Source organism: Actinoplanes couchii (assembly GCF_016862075.1).
Taxonomy (GTDB): Bacteria; Actinomycetota; Actinomycetes; order Mycobacteriales; family Micromonosporaceae; genus Actinoplanes; species Actinoplanes couchii.
The window spans coordinates 212,061-235,807 of sequence record NZ_BOMG01000042.1; the positions used below are offsets into that span (position 1 = coordinate 212,061).

At 69.9% G+C, this 23,747-nt stretch carries 23 protein-coding genes; 13 read left to right on the top strand and 10 right to left on the bottom strand.

What is annotated here, in order from left to right:
- Positions 1-53: 53 nt before the first annotated feature.
- From Aco03nite_RS15670 to Aco03nite_RS15685, 4 genes are all read right to left on the bottom strand, one after another.
- On the bottom strand, positions 54-884 hold the full coding sequence (locus Aco03nite_RS15670; RefSeq protein WP_203795820.1) for a carbohydrate ABC transporter permease: 831 nt from the start codon (positions 882-884) through the stop codon (positions 54-56).
- Positions 884-1,786 carry a carbohydrate ABC transporter permease gene (locus tag Aco03nite_RS15675; protein WP_203795821.1) on the bottom strand — a complete coding sequence of 301 codons (903 nt, stop codon included), beginning with the start codon at positions 1,784-1,786 and terminating at the stop codon, positions 884-886. The genes Aco03nite_RS15670 and Aco03nite_RS15675 overlap by 1 nt, the downstream gene beginning before the upstream one ends.
- On the bottom strand, positions 1,786-3,072 hold the full coding sequence (locus tag Aco03nite_RS15680) for an ABC transporter substrate-binding protein (protein ID WP_239145194.1): 1,287 nt from the start codon (positions 3,070-3,072) through the stop codon (positions 1,786-1,788). The genes Aco03nite_RS15675 and Aco03nite_RS15680 overlap by 1 nt, the downstream gene beginning before the upstream one ends.
- 155 nt (positions 3,073-3,227) lie before the next feature.
- Positions 3,228-3,962, bottom strand: coding sequence for a FadR/GntR family transcriptional regulator (locus Aco03nite_RS15685; RefSeq protein ID WP_203795822.1), 735 nt, complete (start codon positions 3,960-3,962; stop codon positions 3,228-3,230).
- A gap of 219 nt (positions 3,963-4,181) precedes the next feature.
- Here Aco03nite_RS15685 and Aco03nite_RS15690 point away from each other — a divergent pair, with 219 nt between their 5' ends.
- Genes Aco03nite_RS15690 through Aco03nite_RS15715 form a run of 6 tightly spaced genes read left to right on the top strand, consistent with a single transcriptional unit; the run spans position 4,182 to position 10,088 of the window.
- Positions 4,182-5,465 (top strand): MFS transporter, encoded by a 1,284-nt coding sequence (locus tag Aco03nite_RS15690; RefSeq protein WP_239145205.1) that lies wholly within the window; start codon positions 4,182-4,184, stop codon positions 5,463-5,465.
- Between the two features lie 31 nt (positions 5,466-5,496).
- A complete protein-coding gene (locus Aco03nite_RS15695) occupies positions 5,497-7,236 on the top strand; it encodes a dihydroxyacetone kinase family protein (RefSeq protein WP_203795823.1) in 1,740 nt (579 codons plus the stop codon).
- Positions 7,237-7,244: 8 nt separating this feature from the next.
- Entirely contained in the window at positions 7,245-7,700 is a 456-nt protein-coding gene (locus Aco03nite_RS15700; RefSeq protein WP_203795824.1) for a ribose-5-phosphate isomerase, read from the top strand.
- Positions 7,697-8,452 (top strand): triose-phosphate isomerase family protein, encoded by a 756-nt coding sequence (locus tag Aco03nite_RS15705; RefSeq protein WP_203795825.1) that lies wholly within the window; start codon positions 7,697-7,699, stop codon positions 8,450-8,452. The genes Aco03nite_RS15700 and Aco03nite_RS15705 overlap by 4 nt, the downstream gene beginning before the upstream one ends.
- Positions 8,449-9,243, top strand: a complete 795-nt coding sequence (locus Aco03nite_RS15710) for a sugar phosphate isomerase/epimerase family protein (protein ID WP_203795826.1) — start codon at positions 8,449-8,451, stop codon at positions 9,241-9,243. Before Aco03nite_RS15705 ends, Aco03nite_RS15710 begins: the two co-directional genes overlap by 4 nt.
- Positions 9,240-10,088, top strand: a complete 849-nt coding sequence (locus Aco03nite_RS15715) for a phosphogluconate dehydrogenase C-terminal domain-containing protein (protein WP_203795827.1) — start codon at positions 9,240-9,242, stop codon at positions 10,086-10,088. Before Aco03nite_RS15710 ends, Aco03nite_RS15715 begins: the two co-directional genes overlap by 4 nt.
- Before the next feature lie 28 nt (positions 10,089-10,116).
- Here Aco03nite_RS15715 and Aco03nite_RS15720 read toward each other — a convergent pair whose 3' ends face one another.
- On the bottom strand, positions 10,117-10,257 hold the full coding sequence (locus Aco03nite_RS15720) for a hypothetical protein (RefSeq protein WP_203795828.1): 141 nt from the start codon (positions 10,255-10,257) through the stop codon (positions 10,117-10,119).
- Positions 10,258-10,320: 63 nt separating this feature from the next.
- On the opposite strand from Aco03nite_RS15720, the gene Aco03nite_RS15725 reads away from it, so the two are divergent.
- From Aco03nite_RS15725 to Aco03nite_RS15735, 3 genes are all read left to right on the top strand, one after another.
- Entirely contained in the window at positions 10,321-10,683 is a 363-nt protein-coding gene (locus tag Aco03nite_RS15725) for a response regulator transcription factor (protein WP_203795829.1), read from the top strand.
- Complete coding sequence (locus tag Aco03nite_RS15730; protein WP_239145195.1) at positions 10,680-12,779, top strand: sensor histidine kinase; 2,100 nt, start codon at positions 10,680-10,682, stop codon at positions 12,777-12,779. Before Aco03nite_RS15725 ends, Aco03nite_RS15730 begins: the two co-directional genes overlap by 4 nt.
- A gap of 130 nt (positions 12,780-12,909) precedes the next feature.
- A complete protein-coding gene (locus tag Aco03nite_RS15735; RefSeq protein ID WP_203795830.1) occupies positions 12,910-15,114 on the top strand; it encodes a pectate lyase-like domain-containing protein in 2,205 nt (734 codons plus the stop codon).
- A gap of 63 nt (positions 15,115-15,177) precedes the next feature.
- On the opposite strand, the gene Aco03nite_RS15740 is transcribed toward Aco03nite_RS15735, so the two are convergent.
- From Aco03nite_RS15740 to Aco03nite_RS15750, 3 genes are read right to left on the bottom strand one after another with little or no spacing between them, the layout of a single operon-like run.
- A complete protein-coding gene (locus tag Aco03nite_RS15740) occupies positions 15,178-16,203 on the bottom strand; it encodes an NAD(P)-dependent alcohol dehydrogenase (RefSeq protein WP_203795831.1) in 1,026 nt (341 codons plus the stop codon).
- Positions 16,200-16,904: an iron-sulfur cluster assembly protein gene (locus Aco03nite_RS15745; protein ID WP_203795832.1), complete on the bottom strand. Its 705-nt coding sequence runs from the start codon at positions 16,902-16,904 to the stop codon at positions 16,200-16,202. The genes Aco03nite_RS15740 and Aco03nite_RS15745 overlap by 4 nt, the downstream gene beginning before the upstream one ends.
- Positions 16,901-17,896 (bottom strand): amidohydrolase family protein, encoded by a 996-nt coding sequence (locus tag Aco03nite_RS15750; protein WP_203795833.1) that lies wholly within the window; start codon positions 17,894-17,896, stop codon positions 16,901-16,903. Before Aco03nite_RS15750 ends, Aco03nite_RS15745 begins: the two co-directional genes overlap by 4 nt.
- 157 nt (positions 17,897-18,053) lie before the next feature.
- Between Aco03nite_RS15750 and Aco03nite_RS15755 the strand changes: the two genes are divergently transcribed.
- From Aco03nite_RS15755 to Aco03nite_RS15770, 4 genes are all read left to right on the top strand, one after another.
- The gene (locus Aco03nite_RS15755) at positions 18,054-19,478 is read left to right on the top strand and encodes an AAA-type ATPase lid domain-containing protein (protein ID WP_203795834.1); all 1,425 of its coding nucleotides are present in this window, start codon (positions 18,054-18,056) and stop codon (positions 19,476-19,478) included.
- 76 nt (positions 19,479-19,554) lie between these two features.
- Positions 19,555-20,292, top strand: a complete 738-nt coding sequence (locus tag Aco03nite_RS15760) for an SDR family oxidoreductase (RefSeq protein ID WP_203795835.1) — start codon at positions 19,555-19,557, stop codon at positions 20,290-20,292.
- A gap of 92 nt (positions 20,293-20,384) precedes the next feature.
- A complete protein-coding gene (locus Aco03nite_RS15765; protein ID WP_203795836.1) occupies positions 20,385-21,425 on the top strand; it encodes a PQQ-dependent sugar dehydrogenase in 1,041 nt (346 codons plus the stop codon).
- A complete protein-coding gene (locus Aco03nite_RS15770; protein ID WP_203795837.1) occupies positions 21,425-22,027 on the top strand; it encodes a TetR/AcrR family transcriptional regulator in 603 nt (200 codons plus the stop codon). The genes Aco03nite_RS15765 and Aco03nite_RS15770 overlap by 1 nt, the downstream gene beginning before the upstream one ends.
- Here Aco03nite_RS15770 and Aco03nite_RS15775 read toward each other — a convergent pair.
- Positions 22,005-22,760: an ABC transporter permease subunit gene (locus tag Aco03nite_RS15775; RefSeq protein WP_203795838.1), complete on the bottom strand. Its 756-nt coding sequence runs from the start codon at positions 22,758-22,760 to the stop codon at positions 22,005-22,007. The two genes, Aco03nite_RS15770 and Aco03nite_RS15775, sit on opposite strands and share 23 nt — an antisense overlap.
- Entirely contained in the window at positions 22,760-23,650 is an 891-nt protein-coding gene (locus Aco03nite_RS15780; RefSeq protein WP_203795839.1) for an ABC transporter ATP-binding protein, read from the bottom strand. Before Aco03nite_RS15780 ends, Aco03nite_RS15775 begins: the two co-directional genes overlap by 1 nt.
- Positions 23,651-23,747 lie beyond the last annotated feature (97 nt).

Sequence of the window (23,747 nt, forward strand, 5' to 3'; positions counted from 1 at the left end):
CGATCGCGTCCTCGCAACGGTATCGGTTCAATGCCGCAAATCCGACCATTTGCTCAAGATCCGTGTGGCGCGACGGTGCCGGTCACGGTGGCCACGAACTGGCGCTGCGCCAGCAGGAAAATCGCGAGCAGGGGCGCGGTCGCCACGACGTTGCCGGCCATGAGTTCCGGCCACTGGGTGTGGTGTATGCCCCGGAACCCGGCGAGCCCGGACTGAAGCGTGCGGTGTGTGTCGGCGTCGATCGCGACGAGTGGCCAGAGCAGGTCGTTCCAGCTGGAGATCAGGGTGAGTACGGCCAGGGTGACCAGGGCGGGCCGGGCGAGCGGAAGCGCGATGTACACGAACGTCCGCAGGGTGCCGCAACCATCCAGGGCAGCCGACTCCTCCAGTTCGACGGGCAGGGACAGGAAGAACTGGCGCATCAGGAAGATCCCGAACGCCGAGGCCGTCCAGGGCAGGAACGCCGCCGCGAGAGTGTCGGTCAGGCCGGCCCGAGCAAACATGACGTACGTCGGGATCAGGAGAAGTTGCGGCGGGATCATCGAGGTCAGGAGCACCAGCACGAATGCCGGGGCCCGGCCGGTGAAACTCAGCCGGGCGAATCCGTACCCGGCGAGACTGCACAGTACGAGATGGGACACGACGGCCACGGTGGAGACCAGAACCGTGTTCGCGAACCAGTGCACGATGCCCGTTTCCGTGAACAGCCTCTGGTAGCCCCCGAGGTCCAGCCGGCCGGGGACCAGTTTCGGTGGGGACCGGGTGATCTCATCCGTACTCATGAAGGAGCTGGACACCAACTGCAGGATCGGCAGGACGAAGAGGAGGGCGAGCGGCATGAGCAGCAGGTGCCGGCGGCTGAACGGAAGCCTTCGCCGTGCCATCAGAGGATGTCCTTCCCAGTACGGCGCATGCGGATGACGACGACCAGCGCCAGTAGCAGCGTCATCGCGAAGATCAGGTAGGACAGAGCCGCGGCGCGTCCGTAGTGCATTCGGGGGAACGCCGTGTCGTACAGGAGGTAGGCGAGGGTCGTCGTGGCTCCCGACGGGCCGCCGCCGGTCGCCGTATGGATCAGATCGAAGAGCTGTACGGCGGTGAGTGTCTGCCAGAAGACGACGAAGACGGTGACCGCACGTAGCTCGGGCACCGTGATGTACCAGAAGGTGCGCCAGCGGCCCGCGCCGTCCAGTGCCGCCGCCTCGAGAAGCCTCCGTGGAACGTCCTGCAAGGCAGCCAGGTAGATCATCGAGGTGAACCCGATCTCTGCCCATAACGCGATCACGCACAGCGTGGCCATCGCCTGGTCGGGGCTGCGCAGAAACTGCTGCGCGGGCAGGCCGGCCCGGCCGAGCAACGCGTTCACCCTCCCGAACCCGGGATCGAACAGGATGGTGGAGAGAAGCCCGGTGACGGTCCCGCTGACCACGAACGGCACGATGACACACATACGGTAGAAGCCGATGAACCGGATGCGCCTGTCGAGTGCGACCGCCATGCCCATTCCCAGCAGGACCGAGGCGGGCACGAACATCGCCGCGAACACCAGCGTGTGACCGGCCGCTTCGTGGACGCCCGGATTTCGGGCCAGCCACGCGTAGTTGTCCCACCCGATGTCGTCCCAGGGGCCGAAGCCGTTCCAGTCCGTCCGGGAGAACATGAAGGACCATCCGGCGGGGAGCAAGGAGAGCGTGCCCACGAGCACCGTCGCCGGGCCGGCGAACGCCCATCCGGTCAAAGCTCGCCGTGTCCGGGTGCCGCCGGACGGCGTATGGACCAGAGGCATCAGTCGATCATCGATTCCGTGGACGCCGCCGCTTCATCGAGAGCCTGCCGAGGGGATTCGTAACCCCGCAGCACCTCGGCGACGGCATCACCGACATTGCGGGAGAGATCCGCGTACCCGGCCACTGCCGGCCGGTGTTGTTTTACGTTCGCCGTGTTGGCGGCGAACTCCCCAGCACCGGGAAACCGCTTCACATAGTCCCGGAAGGCCATCGTCTTGCGCCCGGTTTCGCGCAGCGGCAGGTTGCCGAGCTGGAGATTCCATTTCACGTCGATCTCGTCGCTGGTCAGCCAGGTGACGAAGTCCCGCGCCGCGCGCGCCCGGTCCGGGTCGTCGTGGTCGAACAACACCCAGAGGTCCGGCCCGGAGACGGTCTGGTGGTCGGTGCCGGTGCCCGGCAACCGAACGACGCCGTACCTCAGGGGCAGGTTGCTCAGAGCGGCAAGCACCCAGGGGCCGGACAGGATCATTCCGATGTGCCGGGACTTGAACATCGCGACCTGCTCGTCACCGTTGCGCGCCGGGTAGGCGGACCTGTCGTCGACAGTCATCGCACGCAGGGTCTCCAGCGCGCCGACTCCGGCGCCGGAGTTGAACGCGGGCTTCGTGCCGTCGAGAATGGCGCCGCCGAGCTGCCAGAACAGCGGCCAGAAACACAACAGGGCGTCCTCACCGCCGCCGGCGGGAAAGGCGGTGCCGAACGTGGTGGGTTCCGGCCCGGTCAGGGCCTTTGCCGCGGCCCTGAAGTCGGCCCAGGTCCACGACTCGTTCGGGTATGCCAGGCCACGGCGGTCGAACAGGTCCCTGTTGTAGATCAACGCGACGTTGTCGACCAGTGCCGGCACCCCGATCACCCGGCCGTTCACCGTGGCGACCTCCCGGGCAGCCGACGGCAGCCCGGCCCAGTGGACCTCCGGCTGTGCCGAGTATTCGGTCAGATCCTGGATCCGGTCACTCCGATCAAGATCAATTGCCCAGCTGCCGTACGCGTACGAGATGTCGGGATATCGGCCGGCCAGCAGACCCGCGGAGAGCTTCTGTAACAGGCCGTCGGTGTTCGACGCTCCCGGCTCCGGCCGGATCCGTACGTTCGGGTGTGTGGCCTCGTACTCGCGGGCCAGATCCTGACTGATCGTCCCGGCGTCGTCGGTCTGCCCGGTCCACCAGGTGATGACGACGGGGGAGTCCGGTCCGGTGGGTATCGATGGTGAACTACAGGCCGTCAGCGTCAGTACGCCCGCGACTGCGGCAAGCCGGTGAAACCGGCCCGCTTCGAAGTGGATCACAAGTGCCGATTATGGATCGCGGTCCGGGGCGGATCGGCCACGCGCGCGGCTCAACGCCCACGATTCCCGCGATCGAGTGAACAGCGATCCCGCCGGTGTCGGCCACACTATGACCGGGTTGTCGCCGACCGGAAGCCGACAACCCGGCCGGGGCATCAGGGCAGGGTGGGGCGCAGGCGGTTGCCGGCGCTGTCCATGTGCCTGCTCATCGCTGCTCCGGCGGCTTCCGGGTCGCCGGCTCGGAGGGCCTCCACGATGGCCCGGTGCTCGGCGATGGTGATCTTTGCGTGGTCGTCGTCGTTCAGGGCCCGCTCCACCCACACCCGGATCAGGGAGCGGACGCTCTGCAGGATGCCCTGCAGCAGCTCGTTGCCGGCGATCACCGCGAGCTCCTGGTGGAAGAGCATGTCGGCGGTGACGAAGTGGTGCAGGTCGCCGAGGCTGTCCTCCATCGACTCCAGGTGGCCGGTCAGCCGGGCCAGCGAGGCGTCGGTGGCGTGTTCGGCGGCCAGCCGGGCGGCCTGCGTCTCCAGACCGTGGCGGACCTCGATGAGTTCCCGGGTCTTGTCGGCGTGCAGCAGTATTCCCCAGCTCAAGGTCTGGGGGAGCAGCTCCGAGGTGCTGCCGCGCAGGTAGGTGCCGGAGCCGGGGCGGACCTCGACGATGCCGAGGATCTCCAGGGCGGCCAGGGCCTCGCGGACGGCTGAGCGCCCGACCCCCATCAGGGTGGCGAGCTGTCGTTCGGCGGGGAGGCGGTCGCCTTTCGCTATCGCTCCGCTGCGCATGTAGTCCAGCAGGCGACGGGTCACCTCCGCCATCGCGGTGGGGCTCTTGATGGTGCCGCCGAGGGCGGCGCTGAGCTCGGCGTCGGAGGACGAAGGGGTCGCCATGCCGCGAAGCATAGCAACCGGTTAACCAAAAAATTGGTCAACCGGTTGACAGGTGAGCCGAAGATCATGACGATGGCGTTACCGCTTCGTTCCACCGGGAGTCATTCATGTAAGGAGTTCGTCTTGACCAGCACGTCGATCGCCTCGTCGGCGCCGTCAGCAGTCGAGAAATCGGCGATCCGTAAAGTCGCCGTTCGTTTGGTGCCCTTCGTGGCACTCATGTTCTTCATCAACTACCTCGACCGCACCGCGATCGGGTTCGCAGCACCCAATGGAATGAATGACGACCTGGCCCTGACAGCGGCTCAGTACGGCTTCGCCTCGGGTGTCTTCTTCATCGGCTACATCCTGCTCGAGGTTCCCAGCAACCTCGCACTCCATAAGTTCGGGGCCCGCCGCTGGCTGGCCCGCATCATGGTCACCTGGGGCATCGTCGCGGTGCTCTTCACCTGGGTCGGCTCGTACACCCAGCTCAGCTGGCTGCGGTTCCTGCTCGGTGTGGCCGAGGCCGGCTTCTTCCCCGGCGCCATCCTCTTCCTCAGCCTCTGGGTGCCGGCCCGCTACCGCAGCCGCATCCTCGGCCTGTTCTACCTGGCCCAGCCGCTCACCAGCGTCATCGGCGCGCCCCTGGCCGGCTGGCTGATGACCCACAACGGCGTCTTCTTCGGCCTCGAGGGCTGGCGCTTCATGTTCCTCGGCGTCGGCGCCCCGGCCATCATCGTCGGCGTCATCGCCTGGTTCTACCTGGCCGACTCACCCAACCAGGCCAAGTGGCTGAGCCCGGACGAGAAGAAGTGGCTGACCGACGCGCTGGCCACCGAGAACAAGGCCAAGGGCGGCGAGGCCAAGAGCGGCGGTCACGGTCTGGCCGGACTCAAGGTCGCGTTCAGCAGCGGCCGGGTCTGGACGCTCAGCTTCATCTACTTCGGCTTCATCTACGGCCTCTACACGCTCGCGTTCTTCCTGCCGACGATCATCAAGGGCTTCGAGGCGCAGTACAGCGTCACGTTCTCCCTGATGGAGAAGGGCCTGATCACCGCCATTCCGTACGTCCCGGCGGCGATCGCGCTCTACCTGGCCACCCGGCACGCCACCAGGAACGGCGTGAAGTCCGGCCACATCGCCATCCCGGCAGCCGTCGGCGCGGTCAGCATCCCGGTGGCCCTGTTCGCCGGTTCGCCGACCCTGACGATCGCCGTGCTCGCGGTCACCGCCTGCGCGATCTTCGCGGCACTGCCCAACTTCTGGACCGTGCCCACCCAGTTCCTCGCCGGTGCCGCAGCCGCGGCCGGTATCGCCCTGATCAACACGATGGGCAACCTGGCCGGCTTCCTCGCCCCGCTCATCACCGGTGAGCTGGCCGACCTCAACGGCGGCGACTACAAGGTGGCGTTCTTCGTCGTCGGCGGATTCATGCTGCTCAGCTCGGTGCTGATGGTGGCACTGAGCCGTCGCGGACAGGTCACCGCCGACGAGCAAGCCCCCGTGCCGGCCGGGCACTGATCCACCACCCCCTGGAAGGACCCGACACACCATGACCCGTCTGTTCAACGATCCCGCCGCGTTCGCCGACGAGATGACCGAAGGCTTCGTGGCCGCCAACGGCCGCTGGGTGCGGCACACACCCGGTGGCGTGGTCCGCAGCACGGCCACCCCGGAAGGCTCCGTGGCCGTGGTCGTCGGCGGCGGGTCCGGCCACTACCCGGCGTTCGCCGGAATGGTGGGCCAGGGGCTGGCCAGCGGCGCCGTGATCGGCAACGTGTTCGCCTCGCCGAGCACGCAACAGGTCACGGCGGTCAGCAAGGCCGCCCACCACGGCGGCGGCGTGCTGCTGGCGTACGGCAACTACGCCGGTGACTGCCTCAACTTCGACGCCGCACAGGAGCGGTTGCGCGGCGAAGGACTGCAGGTGGAGACCATCCGCGTCACCGACGACATCTTCAGCGCGCCGGACACCGAACGGCACAAGCGCCGGGGCATCGCCGGTGACCTGGTCGTCTTCAAGGTCGCCGGCGCGGCCGCCGCCGAGGGGCTCCCCCTGGAAGCGGTGTCCGCGCTGGCGACCCGGGCCAACGACCGCACCCGCAGCATGGGCGTCGCGTTCTCCGGGTGCATGCTGCCCGGTGCCGACGAGCCGCTGTTCAGCGTGCCCGAGGGCAAGATGGCCATCGGCCTGGGCATTCACGGCGAGCCCGGGTTCGCCGAGGCCGACCTGCCGACCGCCGACGAGCTGGCCACCCTGTTCGTCGAGCGGCTGCTCCAGGAACTGCCCGACGACGTCGCGTCATACCAGGGCCAGAAAGTAGCCGTCCTGCTCAACGGGCTCGGGACCGTCAAGCAGGAGGAACTGTTCGTCGTCTACCGCCGGGTCGCGCAGCTCCTCGACGCCGCCGGAGTCACCGCCGTGCAGCCCGAGGTCGGCGAACTCTGCACCAGCTTCGACATGGCCGGCGTCTCCCTGACGCTGACCTGGCTCGACGAGGACCTGGAGCGCCTGTGGACCGCCCCGGCGGACACCCCGGCGTTCCACCGCGGGACGGTCGCGGCCTCTCTCAAAACAGAGACCGATCTCCCCACGTACGAGAAGAAGGAACTGAAGAAGGGCAGTGCCGCCTCGCAGCAGGCCGCCGCCCGGATCGTCGCGGTGCTGGAAGCCGCCCGCGACACCATCGACACCAACGTCGACGACCTCGGCCGCATCGACGCCGTCGCCGGCGACGGTGACCACGGCATCGGCATGCAGCGCGGCATCAAGGCAGCCGTCGACGCCGCTCAGGAAGCGCTGACGGCCGGAGCGGGTGCCGGAACCGTCCTGATCGAGGCCGCCGACGCCTGGTCCGACCGGGCCGGCGGCACGTCCGGCGCGCTGTGGGGCATCGCCCTGCGCCGTATCGGTACCACCCTCGGTGACCAGGACAAACCCACGCCCGAGGTGATGGCCGCGGCGGTCCGCGCGGCCCGCGACGGCATCTGTGACACCGGCGGCGCGCAGCTCGGCGACAAGACCATGGTCGACGTGCTGATCCCGCTGGACGAGTCGTACGCCGCGGCGGTCGCCGACGGTTCCTCCGTGACCGGCGCCTGGGGCGTCGCCGCGGACGCCGCCGAGAGTGCCGCCGAGGCCACGAAGAACCTGCTTCCGCGGATGGGCCGGGCCCGGCCGCACGCGGAGAAGAGCCTGGGCACCCCGGACGCCGGCGCGGTCTCGATGAGTCTCATCGCCCGCACCGTGCACACCGTGCTCAGCACCCCTGTAACAGCGAACGGAAAGTGACCCCCGCCATGAGCAGCAAGTTGCGAATCGTGATCGGCGCCGACGAGGCCGGTTTCGCCTACAAGGAAGCCCTCAAGGCCGACCTCGCCGCCAACCCGCTGGTGGAGTCGGTGGTCGACGTGGCGGACACCCCGGACCACCCGTACCCGAGCGTGGCGATCGCCGCCGCCGAGAAGGTCGCCGCCGGTGACGCCGACCGGGCGCTGCTGATCTGCGGCACCGGCCTGGGCGTGGCCATCGCGGCCAACAAGGTCGCCGGGATCCGGGCGGTCACCGCGCACGACAGCTTCTCCGTCGAACGTTCCATCCTGTCGAACAACGCGCAGGTGCTCACCTTCGGCCAGCGCGTCATCGGCCTGGAGCTGGCCCGCCGCCTGGCCAGGGAATGGCTGACCTACACCTTCGACGAGACCTCCGCGTCGGCCGGCAAGGTCGCCCTCATCGACCAGTACGAGTGCGCATGACCCGCACCCTCGGCGTCAGCCTGAAGATGTACTTCGGCTACGACCAGACACTGCGCTGGTGCCGGACCGTGGTCGCCAAGCTCGGTGACCACCCGGCCCTGGTCAGCGGGGACGTGCGGCTGTTCATCCTGCCGTCGTTCCCGGCGGTGCCGGCCGTGTCGGAGATCCTGCGGGGCACGCCGATCAGCACCGGCGGGCAGAACCTGGCCGCCGCCGACAGCGGCGCGTGGACCGGCGAGGTCAGCGGCAGCTTCCTGCGCGAGGCCGGCGGGAAGTTCGTCGAGGTGGGACACGCCGAGCGGCGCACCCACTTCGGTGAGGACGAGACGATCGTGTCGGACAAGACCGCGGCGGCGCTGCGGGCGGGTCTGGTGCCGGTGCTCTGCCTCGGCGAGAAGAACCGGATGCCCGTGGACCAGGCCGCCGCCGAGGTGCAGCGGCAGTTCGTCACCGCGCTGCAGGCCAGCCGCCGGTACGGGCTGGGCGGCTCGCTGGTTCTCGCGTACGAGCCGTTCTGGGCGATCGGGGCCGCCGAACCCGCCTCGGACGAGCACATCTCCGGGGTGTGCGAGCACCTGCGCAAGGTCGTCGCGTCCGAGGCCGCGCATCCGGACAGCGCGGTCATCTACGGCGGCAGCGCCGGGCCCGGGCTGCTCACCCGGCTGGGCGGCACCGTGGACGGGCTGTTCCTCGGACGGTTCGCGCACGACCCGGACGCCCTCGCCGCGATCGTTGCGGAGGCCGCGGCATGACCTCGACCATCGGCTTGAGCACGTACGCGTTCTTCTGGCAGTGGCATCCGACGGCGGCGAAACCGATCAGCCTCGACACGATGCTGGAGCGGACCGCCGCGCACGGGGTGACGCTGTTCCAGATCTGTGACTACCCGTTGATCGAGGAGCTGGATCTGGCGGCCGTCAAGGCGACCGCGGACCGGCTGGGGATCACGCTGGAGCTGGGCACACGGGGCCTTTCTGTCGAACATCTCACGAAATATCTGGACATCGCGGGGGCGCTCGGCGCTTCCGTGGTGCGTAGCATGTTCAACACGGTCAGCCATCAGCCGACTCTCGACGAGGCCACCCGACTTCTCACCACGGCGATTCCGTCGTACGAGAAAGCCGGTGTGGTCCTGGCCCTGGAGACCTACGAACAGGTCCCGACCCCGACCGTGGTGGCCGCGGTGGAAGCCGTCGGCTCGCCCCACCTGGGCATCTGTCTCGATCCGGCGAACAGCGTGGCCGCCCTGGAGCACCCCCGCGACACCGTCGAGCGGACCGCCCCGTACGTGAAGAACATTCACGTCAAGGACTTCTCCTTCACCCGCAAGGACGGCTGGGTCGGCTTCACGCTGGCCGGCTGCCCGCTCGGCGAGGGCCTCCTCGACTACGACCACATGATCGACACCGTGCGCCCGGCGGAGCGCGGCGTCAACCAGATCATCGAGCACTGGGTGCCCTGGCAGGGGGATCCGGAGACGACACAGCAGCTCGAAGACCGCTGGACCATTCACAACCTGAACTACCTGAGGAGCCGGAAATGAAGCTGACCATCGCGGTAGTGGGCGCGGGCGGCAAGATGGGCATGCGCGTCTCGAACAACCTGGCGCGCAGTGAGCACACCGTGTTCTACGCGGAGAACTCGCCCGCCGGCCAGCAGCGCACCATCGACGCCGGCCGCGTCGTGACCGCGACCGACGAGGCCGTCAAGGACGCCGACGTGGTCATCCTCGCGGTGCCGGACATCGCCCTCGGCCCGGTCTCCACCGCTGTCGTCCCGCAGCTGCGCCCCGGCGCGATCGTGCTGACGCTGGACCCGGCCGCGGCGTACGCCAACCTGCTCTTCCAGCGCGAGGACGTCGAGTACGCCGTCGCCCACCCGTGTCACCCGTCGGTCTTCCTGCAGCGCAAGACCAAGGAGGAGCTGGAGGACACGTTCGGTGGCATCGCCGCGCCGCAGGACGTGGTCGCCGCCCTGGAGTCCGGTGACGCCGAGGTCCAGAAGACCGCCGAGACCGTCATCCGTCTCATGTACGCGCCGGTCCTCGACGTGCACTGGGTGACCGTCAAGCAGCTCGCGTACCTGGAGCCGACCCTGGTCGAGGTCGTCGCCTGCATGATCGGTTCGCTGCTCAACGACGCCCTGCGGGAGACCGTGGACACCGTCGGCGTGCCGGAGCCGGCCGCCCGCGCCATGCTCATGGGTCACGTGCAGGTGGCGCTGGCCAACGGTCTGCGCGGCGACAACCCGTTCTCCGACGCGTGCCTGATCGCGATGGACTACGGCCGCGACAAGATCATCAAGGAGGACTGGAAGTCCATCTTCGACGACGCCGAGCTGGACAGCGTCCTGAAGAAGATGCTGCACCTGGACCACATCGACCGCTGACCGTCCCAGCGGGGGGAGAGACGCGGCCTCACCTGGGGAGGAGGCCGCGTCTCTCGGTCGTGAACCGGCGGCGGTGTTCCGTCGCGGTCAGCCCGGTCTCGCGGCGCGGCAGGGCGCGCGGGTTCGCCGCGTTGTCGGCGATCTCGGCGCCGTGATCGCGCCGCACCACGTCCGGCTCTCAGCTGCTCACGAACCGGGCCGATAGGACCGGGGAGCGGCGGTAGGAGGTGCCATGGCGCGGGTGCTGGTGGTCGACGACGAACCGGACGTCCGTGAGCTGGTGGCGATGTGGCTGCGTGCCGACGGCCACGAGGTCGTGGTCGCCGAGTGTGCCGCCACCGCGCTGTCGGCGGTCGAGCGGGACGGCATGGCCGATGTCGCGGTGGTCGACGTCGACCTGCCCGGCGTCGACGGGGTGGAGCTGGCTGCCGAGCTGCGGCGGCGTACGGCCGGGCTGCCTGTGGTGTTCCTGACCGTGCTCTGGTCCGGCGCCGACGTCGCGCGCCTTCGTGAACACGGCCACTACCTGCGTAAACCTTGCAGCCCGGCGGCGTTGCGGCAGGTCGTCGGTGAGTTGACCGGAGCCACCCGGTGAGCCTGCTGAGGACGGTGGCGTTCGCGGTGCTGTACGTCGCCGCCACGATTGCCGGCCGCATGACGATCATGGACGGGACGAGCCTGAGCCTGGTGTGGCCGGCCGCCGGGGTGGCGGCGGTCTGGTTCGGCGCCCAGTGGCAGTCCCGGACCCGCTGGGTGGACGTCGCCGCACTGTCGGTGATCACCTGGACGGTGAACGTCGCCACCGGCGCGAGCGGGATCCTGGCCGCCGCGTTCGTGGTGGCGAACCTGCTGCAGGCCGGGGTGTTCCTGGTCCTGATCCGCCGGTGGCGTCCGCACCTGTGGGGCGCCGGTGGCACCGAACAGTTGCGTAGCCCCCGCGATCTGTGGGCGCTGCTGGGCGCCGGGTTCATCGCTACGACCGCCGGCGCTGCGGTCGGGCCCACCGCGGTGTGGCTGGTCACCGGCCACTACTCGGCCGCCATCACCGCCGTGTGGCTGGTCCGGAACACGGCGAGTGTGCTGCTCATCGGTGCCGTCGGCCTGTGCTGCGGGCACGCGGTCAGCGTCTACCGGGCCCGGCACGGGTCTCTGCGCGGCTGGTGGCGCCAGGCCGCCACGGCCCTTCGGGCGACACCCCCCGAACGCCTTTTCGAGTACGCCGGACTGGCGCTCTGCTCCACCGTCGCCTACCTGGCCGGTTTCGCCCTGACCCACGGCCTGCCGATCGCGTTCGCGCTGATCGCGCTGACGGTGTGGGCGGCCATGCGTCTCGCCACCCCGTTCGTGGTGCTGCACGATCTCGCGGTCGGCGGCATCGTGGTGGTGTTCACCCTCGCCGGGCACGGCACCTTCGCCGCTATCGAATCGCACGCGATGCGGGCCTTCGTCGCGCAGTTGTTCGTGGTGATGGTCGCCGTGGTCGGGCTGGCCCTGGCTCTCGGCCGGGACGAGCGGCAGGCGCTGCTGATCGAACTCGCCTCGGAGAAGGCGGCTCTGGCCGTTGCGCACGACGAGGCGTCCCGGCGTGCGGAGATGATGCAGACCATCATCGAGTCGATGGCCGACGGTCTGTCGGTCGTCGACGCCGGCGGTCGGGTGGTGCTGCGCAATCCGGCGGCGGTGCGGCTGCTGGGTGGGCGGCTGAGCCCGGACGACGTGGTCGCTCCCAGCGGGCACTACGGTATCTGCCATCTCGACGGCAGCCCGATGGCCGACGACGAGTCGCCGTACGTCCGGGCGCTGACCGGCGAGGACATCGGCATGGACGTACTGGTCCGGAACGAGGGTGTCCCGGAAGGCCGGATCCTGTCGGTCCAGGCGACCACCATCGACCACGACCGGGACGGCCGTGCCGTGGTGCTGCTCTACACCGACGTCACCGCCGACCGCCGGCTGCGGGAGGAACTCACCGGTTTCGCCGGGGTCGTCGCGCACGATCTCCTGAACCCGCTGACCACCGTCGAGGGGTGGACCACCGCGGCGGTCGAGACCCTCGCCGGCTCCACGGACCCGGCAGCAGTGGAGGCCGGTGAGCAGTTGGCGCGGGTGTCGCGGGCGGCCGTGCGGATGCGGCACCTGATCAACGACCTGCTCGCCTACACGACCGCCCGGGATTCGGCGATCACCGAGGTGGAGGTCGACGTGCACGCGATCGTGGCGGACATCGTCGTCGCGCGGACCGACGCCGCGCAGGCCTCGGGTGGTCCGGTGCCGCGGTTCCGGTTCGACACGCTGCCGTGGGTGCGGGCCGATCCGGTGCTGTTGCGGCAGTTGGTCGACAATCTGATCGCCAACGCCATCAAGTACACCGCGCCGGGTGTCACGCCCCTCCTGGAGATCACGTCGCGGATCGCCGGCGACCGTACCGAGATCACCATCGCCGACAACGGGATCGGCATCCCGGCCGGGCAGCACGACGCGATCTTCGGCAACTTCCACCGGGCGCACCGCAGCGCCGGTTACAGCGGCACCGGGCTGGGTCTGGCGATCTGCCGGCGCATCGTGGACCGGCACGGTGGCACCATCGCCGCGTCCGACAACCCGGGTGGCGGCAGTCGTTTCACGTTCACGCTCGCCACCGCGGACGCCGGTGTTCCGCTGCGTGTCTCCGACGGATTCCAGTACGCCTGATAACAACTTTTAGGATTCTTTTTAAATACGGCGATCGGCGGTTGTCAACATATTGACGAGGCGAAACACGGGGGTAACAATCGCTGGGAGAGCGCTCTCCCCGCGTCACCCTCGTCCGACAGGCAGGTACATGAGACCCCCGACTTCCCCACAGACCCGCCGACGGGCCGTACTGAGCACCGTCCTCGCCGCCACCCTCGGTGTCACCGTCGTCTCGGTCGCCTCCAGCGCCAGCGCCGCCGACATCCCGGTGTCCCAGGGCAAACCGGCCACCGCCTCGTCCGTCGAGAGCGCCGCCTTCCCCGCCTCCGCAGCAGTCGACGGCGACGCCGGCACCCGCTGGTCGAGCACGTTCGCCGACCCGCAGTGGTTGCAGGTCGACCTGGGCAGCTCCCAGCCGATCACCCAGGTGGTGCTGAACTGGGAGGCCGCGTACGCCTCGGCGTTCACCATCCAGACCTCCGCCAACGGCAGCACCTGGACGAACATCAGCCCGGTCACCGCGGGCCAGACCGGCGTGCAGACGCTCGCCGTCAACGGCACCGGCCGGTACGTGCGGATGAACGGCACCACCCGCGCCACCCCGTACGGCTACTCGCTCTGGGAATTCCAGGTCTTCGGCAGCGGCACCACGCCCACCCTGCCCACCTCGGACACCCCGGACTTCGGCTCCAACGTGCGGATCTTCGATTCGTCCACCTCGGCGGCGACCATCCAGACCGCCGTGGACCAGGCGTTCAATTCCCAGCTGCGCAGCCCCACCGCCCAGTTCGGCACCCAGCGCCACGTCTTCCTCTTCAAGCCCGGCACGTACGGGCGGGTCTGGGCCAACGTCGGCTTCTACACCACGATCGCCGGTCTCGGGCTCAACCCCGACGACGTGACGATCAACGGCGCGGTCAACGTGGACTCCGGCTGGAACTACGGCGACGAATCCAACGCCACCCAGAACTTCTGGCGCAGCATGGAGAACCTGTCGATCGTGCCCGACGGCGGCACCAACCGGTGGGCGGTCTCCCAGGCGGCCCCGATGCGCCGCGTGCACATCAAGGGCAACCTGACCCTCGCGCCGTCGAACCAGGACAACGGGCAGGGCTACTCCAGCGGCGGCTACCTGGCCGACTCGATCGTCGACGGCGTCGTCTCCTCCGGCTCCCAGCAGCAGTGGTACACCCGCGACAGCAAGATCTCGCGCTGGGACGGCGGCGTCTGGAACATGGTCTACTCCGGTGTCCAGGGCGCTCCGGCCAACGCGTTCCCGAACCCGCCGCACACCACCCTCGCCACCACGCCGGTGACGCGGGAGAAGCCCTACCTGTACGTGGACAGCGCCGGCCTCTACCGGGTCTTCGTCCCCGCCCTGCGGCGCAACTCCGCGGGCGCCACCTGGCCGAACGCCGCCGGCACCTCGATCCCGATGCGCGAGTTCTACGTCGCCAAGCCCGGTGACAGCGCCGCCCGGATCAACTCGGCGCTCGCGCAGGGCCTGAACCTGTTCTTCACCCCCGGCACGTACAACCTGGACCAGACCCTGCGGGTCACCCGGGCCAACACCGTGGTCACCGGCATCGGCTTCCCGACCCTGATCCCGACCGGCGGGGTCGAGGCCCTGAACGTGGCCGACGTCGACGGGGTCAAGGTCAGCGGACTGACCTTCGACGCCGGTACGACCAACAGCCCCACCCTGATGAGCGTCGGGCAGGCCGGGGTGCACACCGACCACGCCGCCAACCCGATCAGCCTGCAGGACGTCTTCTTCCGCATCGGCAGCAGCGTCCAGGGCAAGGCCACCACCACGCTCGCCGTGCACAGCGACGACACCATCATCGACCACATCTGGGCCTGGCGGGCCGACCACGGCGGCGCGCCCACCGGCTGGGCGGTCAACACCGGCGACACCGGCGTCATCGTGAACGGCGACGACGTCCTGGCCACCGGTCTGTTCGTCGAGCACTACCAGAAGTACGAGGTGATCTGGAACGGCAACCGCGGCAAGACGATCTTCTTCCAGAACGAGAAGCCGTACGACGTACCGAACCAGGCCTCCTGGATCGGTCCCCGTGGCAACGGGTACGCCGCCTACAAGGTCGCCGACGCCGTCACCGACCACGAACTGTGGGGCGGCGGCTCGTACTCCTTCTTCAACGTCAACCCGAGCGTCCGGGTGGACCGCGCGTTCGAGGTGCCGAACCGGGCCGGCGTCAAGCTCCGCAGCATCCTGACGGTGTCGCTGGGCGATGTCGGCACGATCGCCAACGTCGTCAACGACACCGGTGGCTCGGTCCCCAACCCGGCCGGCAACACCGTCCCGCGCAACGTCGTCTCCTACCCCTGATCCGCACGTGAACAAGGGCCACCGGTGCTCCGTCCGCACCGGTGGCCCTTCAGGTATCGCCGGCTACGGGACCAGGATGGCCCGGCCCCGGACCCGGCCGGCGGTCAGGTCGTCGATCGCCTGCTGGAAGTCGTCGAGGGCGTACTTCGCGGTGTGCAGGGTGACCCTGCCCTGTGCGGCCAGGGCCATCAGGGCCGCCAGGTCGTTGTAGCTGCCGACCAGGTTGCCGATGATGTTGATCTCGGCGGAGATCAGGTCGATCGTCGGGACGTCGATGTTCTCGCCGTAACCGACCACGTGATAATCGCCGGCCCGCCGGGTCATCCGCAGGCCCTCGGCGGTGGAACCGCCCTCACCCACGAAGTCGATCACCACCTCGGCGCCGTGGCCTCCGGTCAACTGCAGCACCTCGTCGACCTGGCCGCCGGACGCGACCACACCGTGCCGCGCGCCGACACCGACCGCGAGCTTCACCGCGTCGGGGTTGCGGTCCACCACGATGATCTCGGCGGGGGACAGGGCCGCCATCACCTGGATGCCGATGTGGCCCAGACCGCCCGCGCCGATCATCACCACCCGGTCACCGGCGCGCAGACGGCGGGCCGCCTTGGCCACCGCGTGGTAGGCCGTCAGGCCCGCGTCGGCCAGCGCTGCCACGTCCGCCGGTTCGAGGCGGTCGTCGAGTCTGACCACGCTGCGGGCCGACGTCTTCAGGATCTCCGCGTAACCGCCGTCGGTATCGATGCCGGGGAACCTCGACGTCTCGCAGTGCACGTCGTCGCCGTCCCGGCAGGCCCGGCACAGGCCGCACGTCACCAGCGGATGCATGATGACCTTGTCGCCCTCGGTCACGTTGGTGACCGCGCTGCCCACCGCGGTGACCCAGCCCGCGTTCTCGTGACCGATCGTGTACGGCAGCGCCACCCCGGACTTCGCGGCCCACTGCCCTTCCAGGATGTGCAGGTCGGTGCGGCACACCCCGGCGCCGCCGACCTCGACCAGGACGTCGTGCGGCCCGGTGACGACCGGTTCCGGCACCTCGTCGAGGCGTAACGGCTGGTGGTAGCCGGTGACCCGAACGGCTCTCATGACAGGACCTCCAGGGGGAGCAGTGCTCGCCGACCGTGCGAGACGTCGGGGTAGCGGGTGGCCAGCAGGCCGCGGCAGAAGTGGGCGTTGCCCTCGACGGAGATCCGCACCGACCGGGCCCGCCGCAGCCGCATGTCGGCCTCACCAGGGGCGGGACGGCTGCCGTCTTCGTTGGTCAGCACCGGCGCGCCCGGATCGAGCGACAGCCCGAGCGCCTTCCGGCGGCGCAGCAGAGCCTCGGTCGTGGCTGCGGAAGCGGGCAGATCCGCGAGTGTCAGTTCGTAGACGCCGCCGGTCGGGGACAGTGCGGTGATCGCCCGTTCCATGGCCGCGGTGTGTGCCTTGCGCCGGAAGGTCGCGCGTAGTTCGTCGAGGGAGTCCTCGGCCTCGTGACCGAAGGTGCCGCGATAACCGGCACCGGCCGCGAGTCCGCGATTGATCAGGTCGGAGTCGTGGTGATCGTCGAGTTCGACGGTGACCCGCCCGGCGCCGGGGATCGCGCTGACCGCGTCGTGCGCATCGGATGCCATCAGGTAGGCGAAGTTCGGCGAGCAGAACGACGTGGGCAGCCGCAGATGCACCTCGACGTCCGCGCCGGTGACGTCGACGCTGCGGACGAAGCCGAGATCGGTGAGCGGCTCGTCGAGTTCCGGATCGACCACCGAGGCGAGCGCCGTCCACACCTCCGCCGCGGTGATCATGCGACGGCCAGCGGCTGCTGCCCGGCGGCCGGCACCGTCAGACCGTACAGCGAAGCGGCATTGAGACCCAGGATCTTCTTCTTCTGTACGGTCGTCAACGGCGCGTACTCGGTCATGTCGTCCGGGATCTGGAAGTCGACGAAGCGTTCCACCAGCCACCGCGGCGTCCACAGCGCATAGTCGCTGGAGAACAGGATCCGGTCCTCGCCCAGCCAGTAGTGGAGTTCGCCGATGATCTGCGCGAAGTACCGCGGCCGGGTGTGGATGAACGGCATCGCCACGGCCAGCCCGGCGTGCACGTTCGGCTCCTGGGTGGCGATCCAGCAGAAGTCCTCCAGGCGCGGCAGCCCGCAGTGCTCGACGATGAAGTTCAGATCGGTGAAGTCGGAGGCGACGTGATCGACGTCCGCCACGTCGAAGGCGTCCCGGTCCAGCGGCCGGATCGTCGGCCCCTTGTGCACGTGGATGTTCCGGATCCCGAGTTCCCGGCACAATTCCAGATAGCGGTACGACCAGTGATCGGTCAGCTTGTAGCCCCGTGACTCCCCGTGCCACTCCGCGGTGTAGAGCTTGACCCCCTGGAGCCCGAACCGTTCGGCGTCGGCCCGCAACTGGTCCAGTCCGGCCTCGCCGTTGCGCGGGTCGTAACAGTGGTTGTAGGTCAGCCGGTCCGGGTGCTTGCGGGTCAGCTCCCAGGCCTCCTCGGTCTGCCCGAAGCCCCGCCGGTAGAACTCGCCCAAGTGGGCCGGCTGGAAGATGGCGTGATCGACGTAGCCGTCCTCGAACAGGTCCTTCATCAGCCGGTCGCCGCCGTAGTACAGATAATCCTCGTACGGCCAGAGCTCGCTCGCCGGGCTCAGGTTGCGGTGATAGTCGTAGAAGCAGTCGATGAACTGCTTGCCGTGGATGTTGCGCTGGTTCTCCGGCCGGGCGTCCCACAGGGCGATGTGGGCATCGACGATGAAGTACTCCTCGCCGTCCTTGCGATACATCCTGGCCTCCCCTTCTCGGTGATGGCCGTCACGCTAGGTAGGTTCGCGGTGGTCCGGCAACGGGGTCGCTGTCTCACTTTGAAACACGCTCTGACCTGGTGATATATCGACGGGTGCGGCTACTCTGTAACGTCTGGGAAACGTGGGGGAGGGTCCGGTGGACGACGAACTGGCCGGCCGTGCCGCCCCCGGCCGGCTGCGCGCCTCCTGGCTGCGCAGCGAGCGCTACGGGGTGTCCCCCGACCATGTCGACCCGGTCTTCAGCGGGACGATCGACACCGGATCGCTGCTCTACAGCTGCGCCTCCGAGGTGCTCTCCGGTCTGCAGGCGACGATCGCCAACGAGCCGGTCGCCCTGATGATCGCCGACCGGGACGGCATGGTCCTCGCCCGGCTCTGCCCGGACACCACCATCCAGCGGTCGCTCGACCGGGTCCACCTCGCGCCCGGCTTCTCCTACAGCGAGCGGGTCACCGGTACCAACGGGCTCGGTCTCTCCCTCGCCGACCGGGCGCCGACCCTGGTCAAGGCCGAGGAGCACTACTGCACCGGGCTACGCGGTTACACCTGTGCGGCCGTCCCGGTGCTCGATCCGGTGCACCGTGAACTGGTCGGCAGCGTCAACCTGACCACCTGGTCCGGCTCGTCGTCCGCGCTGCTGCTCGCCCTCGCCCAGGCCGCCGCGAGCGCCACCAGCGCGCTGATGCTCGCCCGCGGCGCCGGGCGCACCCTGCCACCGGCCCCGCGCGGCGAGGTCTTCACCGTGATCGGCGGCTCGCTCGCCTCCGCGGACGGCGATCCGTGTGTGTCCGCGGCCTGGCACGCGGCCCTCGACGGCGCCGCCACCGCGGTCCAGCGGGGTCGCGGGCTGGCCGTGCTCGGCGCTCCCGGAAGTGGCCGGTCGACCCTGGCCGCGCTGGCCCGCCGCCGCGCCCCGGACCGTCCGCATCTGCTGCACGTGCGCGCCCCGGACGCCGGTGCCGTGGCCGGCTGGCTCGCCCTCTGGACCCCGGAACTGGCCAAACCCGGCACGTGCGTGATCATCTCCGGGGCCGACACGCTGCCCGCCTGGGCCGCCGGCGACCTGGCCCACCTGCTGGCCGCCGCCTCGCCGGACCGCTGGGTGCTCACCGCGCCCGACCTGGCGGCGCTGCCGGCCGAGCTGTCCGCGCTGACCGCCGCGGCCGTCACGGTTCCCGGGCTGGCCCAGCGTCCCGACGACGTCCTGCCCCTGGCCCATCACTTCGCCGCGCGGGTACGCCACCGCCCGGCCGTCTTCACCCCGCGCGCCGTCGCCGCCCTCACCGCCTACCACTGGCCGGGCAACACCCGCCAGCTGCGCCGGATCGTCCGGGACGCGGCGAACCGGGCCACCACCATCGACCTGCAGCACCTGTCCACCGAGCTGCTCGACGGCCCGGCCCGGCAGCTGACCAGGCTGGAGACCCTGGAGCGGGACGAGATCGCGCGCTGTCTGACCGAACCGGGGCAGACGATGACGCGTGCGGCCGAGGAATTGGGTATCAGCAGGGCGACCCTCTACCGCAAGACCGCGTACTACCGGATCACCGTTCCCCGCTGACGTTATGTGGACCGCTTGTACATTTCCTGCGCTCGAGTTAATGTACAAACAGTCCACATAACGAGGAGGGGTTATCATGACCGACACCACCACCCGCGTCGCGATCGTCACCGGGGGCTCCGGCGGGATCGGGCGGGCCGCCGCCGAGCGCCTGGCCACCGACGGATTCGCCGTCGTCGTGCACTACAACGGCAACAAGGAGCGGGCCGAGGAGACGGTCCGGGCCATCACCGAGGCCGGCGGGCGCGCCGTGACCGCCGGCGGCGACATCGCCGACGAGACCGCGGCGACCGAGCTGTTCGACACCGCCGCGCGCGAGTTCGGCGGCGTCGACGTGCTCGTGCACACCGCCGGGATCATGCCGCTGTCCCCGCTGGCCACCCTGGATCTGGACGTCTTCGACCGGATCCAGCGGGTCAACGTGCGCGGCACCTTCGTGGTCGGCAAGCTCGCCGCCCAGCGCCTGCGGCCCGGCGGCGCGATCATCAACTTCTCCACCTCGATCACCCGGCTGCAGCCGCCCGCCTACGGGGCCTACGCCGCCTCCAAGGCCGCGGTCGAGGCGATCACCCTGATCCTCGCCCGTGAGCTGCGCGGCAAGGACATCACGGTGAACACGGTCGCGCCCGGCCCGACCGCCACGCCGCTGTTCCTGGAGGGCAAGAGCCAGGAGCTGATCGACCAGATCGCCGGCAACAACCCGTTCCAGCGCCTCGGCGAGCCCGGCGACATCGCCGAAGCGGTGGCGTTCCTGGCCGGCCCGGCCCGCTGGGTCAACGGCCAGACCCTCTTCGTCAACGGTGGTGCGGCCTGAGGCCGTCGTCGCGGCCGGCGGTGCTGGCCCTCGGTCTGGTCCTGGCGGGCTGCGCCGAGCCGGCCGCGTCGCCACCTTCCGGAGCGCCGGCCGTGTCGCAGCCGGCGGGAGCGCCGGTCGCGTCGCAGCCTTCGGGGGCGCCGGCCGCGACACTCGGCACTCCCGTCGAACTGACCACCGGGCTGACGTCGCCGTGGGGGCTGACGTTCCTGCCGGACGGCTCGGCGCTGGTCTCCGAGCGCCTGACCGGGCAGATCCTGCGGGTGCCCGCCGCCGGTGGTGACGCGCAGCCGGTCGGTGTCGTCCCCGACGTCAGCGTGACCTCGGAGGGCGGCCTGCTCGGCATCGTCGCCTCCCGCGAATTCGCGCAGGACCGCACGATCTACGCCTCGGTGTCCGGTGCCGATCAGAACCGGATCGTGGCGATCACCATCGCCGAGGACTACCGCTCGCTCACCCTGGACCGGGTCCTGCTCGACGGCATCCGGACGGCCGACCGGCACCACGGCGGCCGGATCGTCATCGGCCCGGACGGGCACCTGTGGATCGGGACCGGCGACGCGTTCGAGCCCGCCAACGCCGCGACCGCGGACTCCCTGAACGGCAAGATCCTGCGGATCGCCACCGACGGCACCGTCCCCGACGGCAACCCGGGGAACTCGCCGATCTACTCCGGCGGGCACCGCAACGTGCAGGGCATCACCTTCGGCCCGGACGGCACCGCCTACGCCTCCGAGCTGGGCCACCGGACCTGGGACGAGGTGAACGTCCTGCGCCCGGGAGCCGACTACGGCTGGCCGGAGACCGAGGGCGTCGCGGGGGACACCGGCGAGGCGCCGATCGCCACGTTCCACCCGGACCAGGCCAGCCCGTCCGGGGTCGCCTACGCGCGGGGGTCGCTGTGGATCGGGGCGCTCGGCGGCCGGCGGCTCTGGCAGGTGCCCGTGGACGGCGCGTCCGCCGCGGCGCCGATCGGGCACCTCGTCGAGGCGTACGGCCGGATCCGGACCGTCGAAGTGGCCCCCGACGGGGCGTTGTGGCTGGTCACGTCGAACACCGACGGCGCGACCTGGGGCGGCACCGATCCCCGGCCGGGCGACGACCGTATTCTGCGGGTCGAGGTGAGGGACTGATGACCACGACCAAGCGGGGCCGGGGGCGGCGGCCGGCCGACGAGGTGCGGGCCGGAGTGCTGGAGGCGGCGGGGCGGCTGCTGCTGTCCGAAGGTGTTCAGGCGATCACCTTCGACCGGGTCGCCAAGGAGGCCGGGTCCAGCAAGATGACCCTCTACAAGTGGTGGCCGACGCCGGGGGCGCTCGCCGCCGAGGCGTACTTCGCCAGCAGCCAGCCGGTGCTGGAGTTCCCGGACACCGGCGACCTGCGGGCGGATCTGATCACCCAGCTGCGGTCGTTCGTGCACTGGCTGACCGGCGCCGGCCGGACGGTCTCCGAGTTGATCGGCGCCGCCCAGCTGGACGACGAACTGGCCCGGGCCTGGAAGGAGAGTTACGCGGTGCCCCGGCGGGAGTTCGCCCGGGTCCGGCTGGCCGCCGCCCGGGAGCAGGGCCAGCTGGCCGAGGACGCCGACCTGCACATCATCATCGACCAGCTGTGGGGCGCCTGCTACCACCGGGTGCTGGTGCTGAAGGTGCCCCTGGAGGATTCGATCGTGGAGCGTCTGGTCGACCAGACGCTCCACGGGGTGGCGCCGGTCAGCCGGCGTCCGAGCGGGTGAGCCGCCAGGCCGCGGCTGTGCCGGTGAGCAGCAGGTAACCGGCGAAGACCAGGGCGCCCAGGCCCGGGGTGAGCAGCTCCGGGTTGTCCACCACCGAGCCCATCGCCTCGCCCGCCGCCGACGGCAGGAACTTGTTGACGTTGACCCGCCAGCCGTACGGCAGCACCAGCGCACTGAGCATGGTCAGCAGGAACATCACCGCGAAGTACGCGGTGAACGCGGCTGCCGTGGACCGCAGCAGCCCGCCGAACAGCAGGCCGAACAGGCCCGCCCCGGTCACGTAGGCGGCGTGGCCGAACAGGGCCCGCACCACCCCGTCGTCGCCGAACGAGGCGCCCAGGTCGCCGATGATCGCCTGACCCGCGGCGAACGAGATCACCGTGGCCAGGAGCATCACCGCGTACGAGACCGTCCCGAGCACCACCACCTTGGCGGCGAGCACCGGCCAGCGCCGGGGCACCGCGGCCAGGGTGGTGCGGATCGTGCCGCTGCCGTACTCACCGGTCATGGTCAGCACGCCCAGCGCCCCGGCGGCCAGCAGCGCCACCAGGTCACCGGAGAGGCTCTTGCCGACCAGGTCGTCGACGGCGGCCCGCGCCGGGTCGAAGAGCAGCCAGCAGACGAGCAGCCCGGTCCCGGTGTACAGGCCGGCGGTCAGGGCCAGGGTGATCCAGGAGGAGCGCAGTGACCGGAATTTGATCCATTCGAAGCGGATCACCTGCGGGAAGGTCATCAGACGGTCCTCTCCTGGGTCAGGCGCATGAAGGCGTCCTCCAGGCTGGCCTGCCTGGTGGACAGTTCGTGCAGGGTGATCCCGTCGGCCGCGGCCCGGTTGCCGATCTGCTGGGCGTCCAGCCCGGACACCTCGAAACTGCCCCGGTCCACGCTGGTGACCGTCACCCCCGGCCCGGTCAGCAGGGCGTGCAGCCGGGTCGGCTGGTCGGTGCGGACCAGCACCGAGTCCAGCGCGGCGCGGGCGATGAAGCCGTCCAGCGGTTCGTCGGCGACCAGGCGGCCCCGGCTCACCACGATCAGGTGCTCGGCGGTCAGCGCCATCTCGCTCATCAGGTGTGAGGAGACGAAGACGGTGCGGCCGTCGGCGGCCAGGCCGCGCATCAGGTCCCGGATCCAGCGGATGCCCTCCGGGTCGAGACCGTTCACCGGCTCGTCCAGGATCAGCACCTCCGGGTCGGCCAGCAGCGCTGTCGCGATGCCCAGTCGCTGGCCCATCCCCAGGGAGTAGCCACCGGCGCGGCGGTGTGCGGTTGCCCGCAGGCCGACGATGTCGATCACATCATCGACCCGGGAGCGGGGGACACCGGCGGTGGCGGCCAGACCCAGCAGGTGGTGGAACGCGGTGCGGCCCGGATGGAACGAGCGCGCCTCCAGCAGGGCGCCGACCCGGCGCAGCGGTGTCGTGAGCTGTGCGTAGGGGTGGCCGTCGATGGTGGCGGTGCCCGCGGTGGGCCGGTCCAGACCCATGATCATCCGCATGGTGGTGGACTTGCCGGCGCCGTTGGGGCCGAGGAAACCGGTGACCACGCCGGGCCGCACCTGGAAGGACAGGCCGTCCACCACCGTCGCCGGGCCGTACCGCTTCGTCAGATCCTTCACTTCGATCATGCCGATCAGCCTGGCCGGGGCGGATCGTAATCCGCGTCGTTCCGATGTGGGTGCCGCCGTCTACCGCAGCCGTAGTAGGCGATGGTCGCCGGGATAC

What these genes read in the sequence shown, in the direction of transcription:
- Aco03nite_RS15670 (WP_203795820.1), bottom strand. Translation starts at nt 884, where the DNA reads ATGGCACGGCGAAGGCTTCCGTTCAGCCGCCGGCACCTGCTGCTCATG.
- Aco03nite_RS15675 (WP_203795821.1), bottom strand. Translation starts at nt 1,786, where the DNA reads ATGCCTCTGGTCCATACGCCGTCCGGCGGCACCCGGACACGGCGAGCT.
- Aco03nite_RS15685 (WP_203795822.1), bottom strand. Translation starts at nt 3,962, where the DNA reads ATGGCGACCCCTTCGTCCTCCGACGCCGAGCTCAGCGCCGCCCTCGGC.
- Aco03nite_RS15690 (WP_239145205.1), top strand. Translation starts at nt 4,182, where the DNA reads ATGTTCTTCATCAACTACCTCGACCGCACCGCGATCGGGTTCGCAGCA.
- Aco03nite_RS15695 (WP_203795823.1), top strand. Translation starts at nt 5,497, where the DNA reads ATGACCCGTCTGTTCAACGATCCCGCCGCGTTCGCCGACGAGATGACC.
- Aco03nite_RS15700 (WP_203795824.1), top strand. Translation starts at nt 7,245, where the DNA reads ATGAGCAGCAAGTTGCGAATCGTGATCGGCGCCGACGAGGCCGGTTTC.
- Aco03nite_RS15705 (WP_203795825.1), top strand. Translation starts at nt 7,697, where the DNA reads ATGACCCGCACCCTCGGCGTCAGCCTGAAGATGTACTTCGGCTACGAC.
- Aco03nite_RS15710 (WP_203795826.1), top strand. Translation starts at nt 8,449, where the DNA reads ATGACCTCGACCATCGGCTTGAGCACGTACGCGTTCTTCTGGCAGTGG.
- Aco03nite_RS15715 (WP_203795827.1), top strand. Translation starts at nt 9,240, where the DNA reads ATGAAGCTGACCATCGCGGTAGTGGGCGCGGGCGGCAAGATGGGCATG.
- Aco03nite_RS15725 (WP_203795829.1), top strand. Translation starts at nt 10,321, where the DNA reads ATGGCGCGGGTGCTGGTGGTCGACGACGAACCGGACGTCCGTGAGCTG.
- Aco03nite_RS15735 (WP_203795830.1), top strand. Translation starts at nt 12,910, where the DNA reads ATGAGACCCCCGACTTCCCCACAGACCCGCCGACGGGCCGTACTGAGC.
- Aco03nite_RS15740 (WP_203795831.1), bottom strand. Translation starts at nt 16,203, where the DNA reads ATGAGAGCCGTTCGGGTCACCGGCTACCACCAGCCGTTACGCCTCGAC.
- Aco03nite_RS15745 (WP_203795832.1), bottom strand. Translation starts at nt 16,904, where the DNA reads ATGATCACCGCGGCGGAGGTGTGGACGGCGCTCGCCTCGGTGGTCGAT.
- Aco03nite_RS15750 (WP_203795833.1), bottom strand. Translation starts at nt 17,896, where the DNA reads ATGTATCGCAAGGACGGCGAGGAGTACTTCATCGTCGATGCCCACATC.
- Aco03nite_RS15760 (WP_203795835.1), top strand. Translation starts at nt 19,555, where the DNA reads ATGACCGACACCACCACCCGCGTCGCGATCGTCACCGGGGGCTCCGGC.
- Aco03nite_RS15770 (WP_203795837.1), top strand. Translation starts at nt 21,425, where the DNA reads ATGACCACGACCAAGCGGGGCCGGGGGCGGCGGCCGGCCGACGAGGTG.
- Aco03nite_RS15775 (WP_203795838.1), bottom strand. Translation starts at nt 22,760, where the DNA reads ATGACCTTCCCGCAGGTGATCCGCTTCGAATGGATCAAATTCCGGTCA.
- Aco03nite_RS15780 (WP_203795839.1), bottom strand. Translation starts at nt 23,650, where the DNA reads ATGATCGAAGTGAAGGATCTGACGAAGCGGTACGGCCCGGCGACGGTG.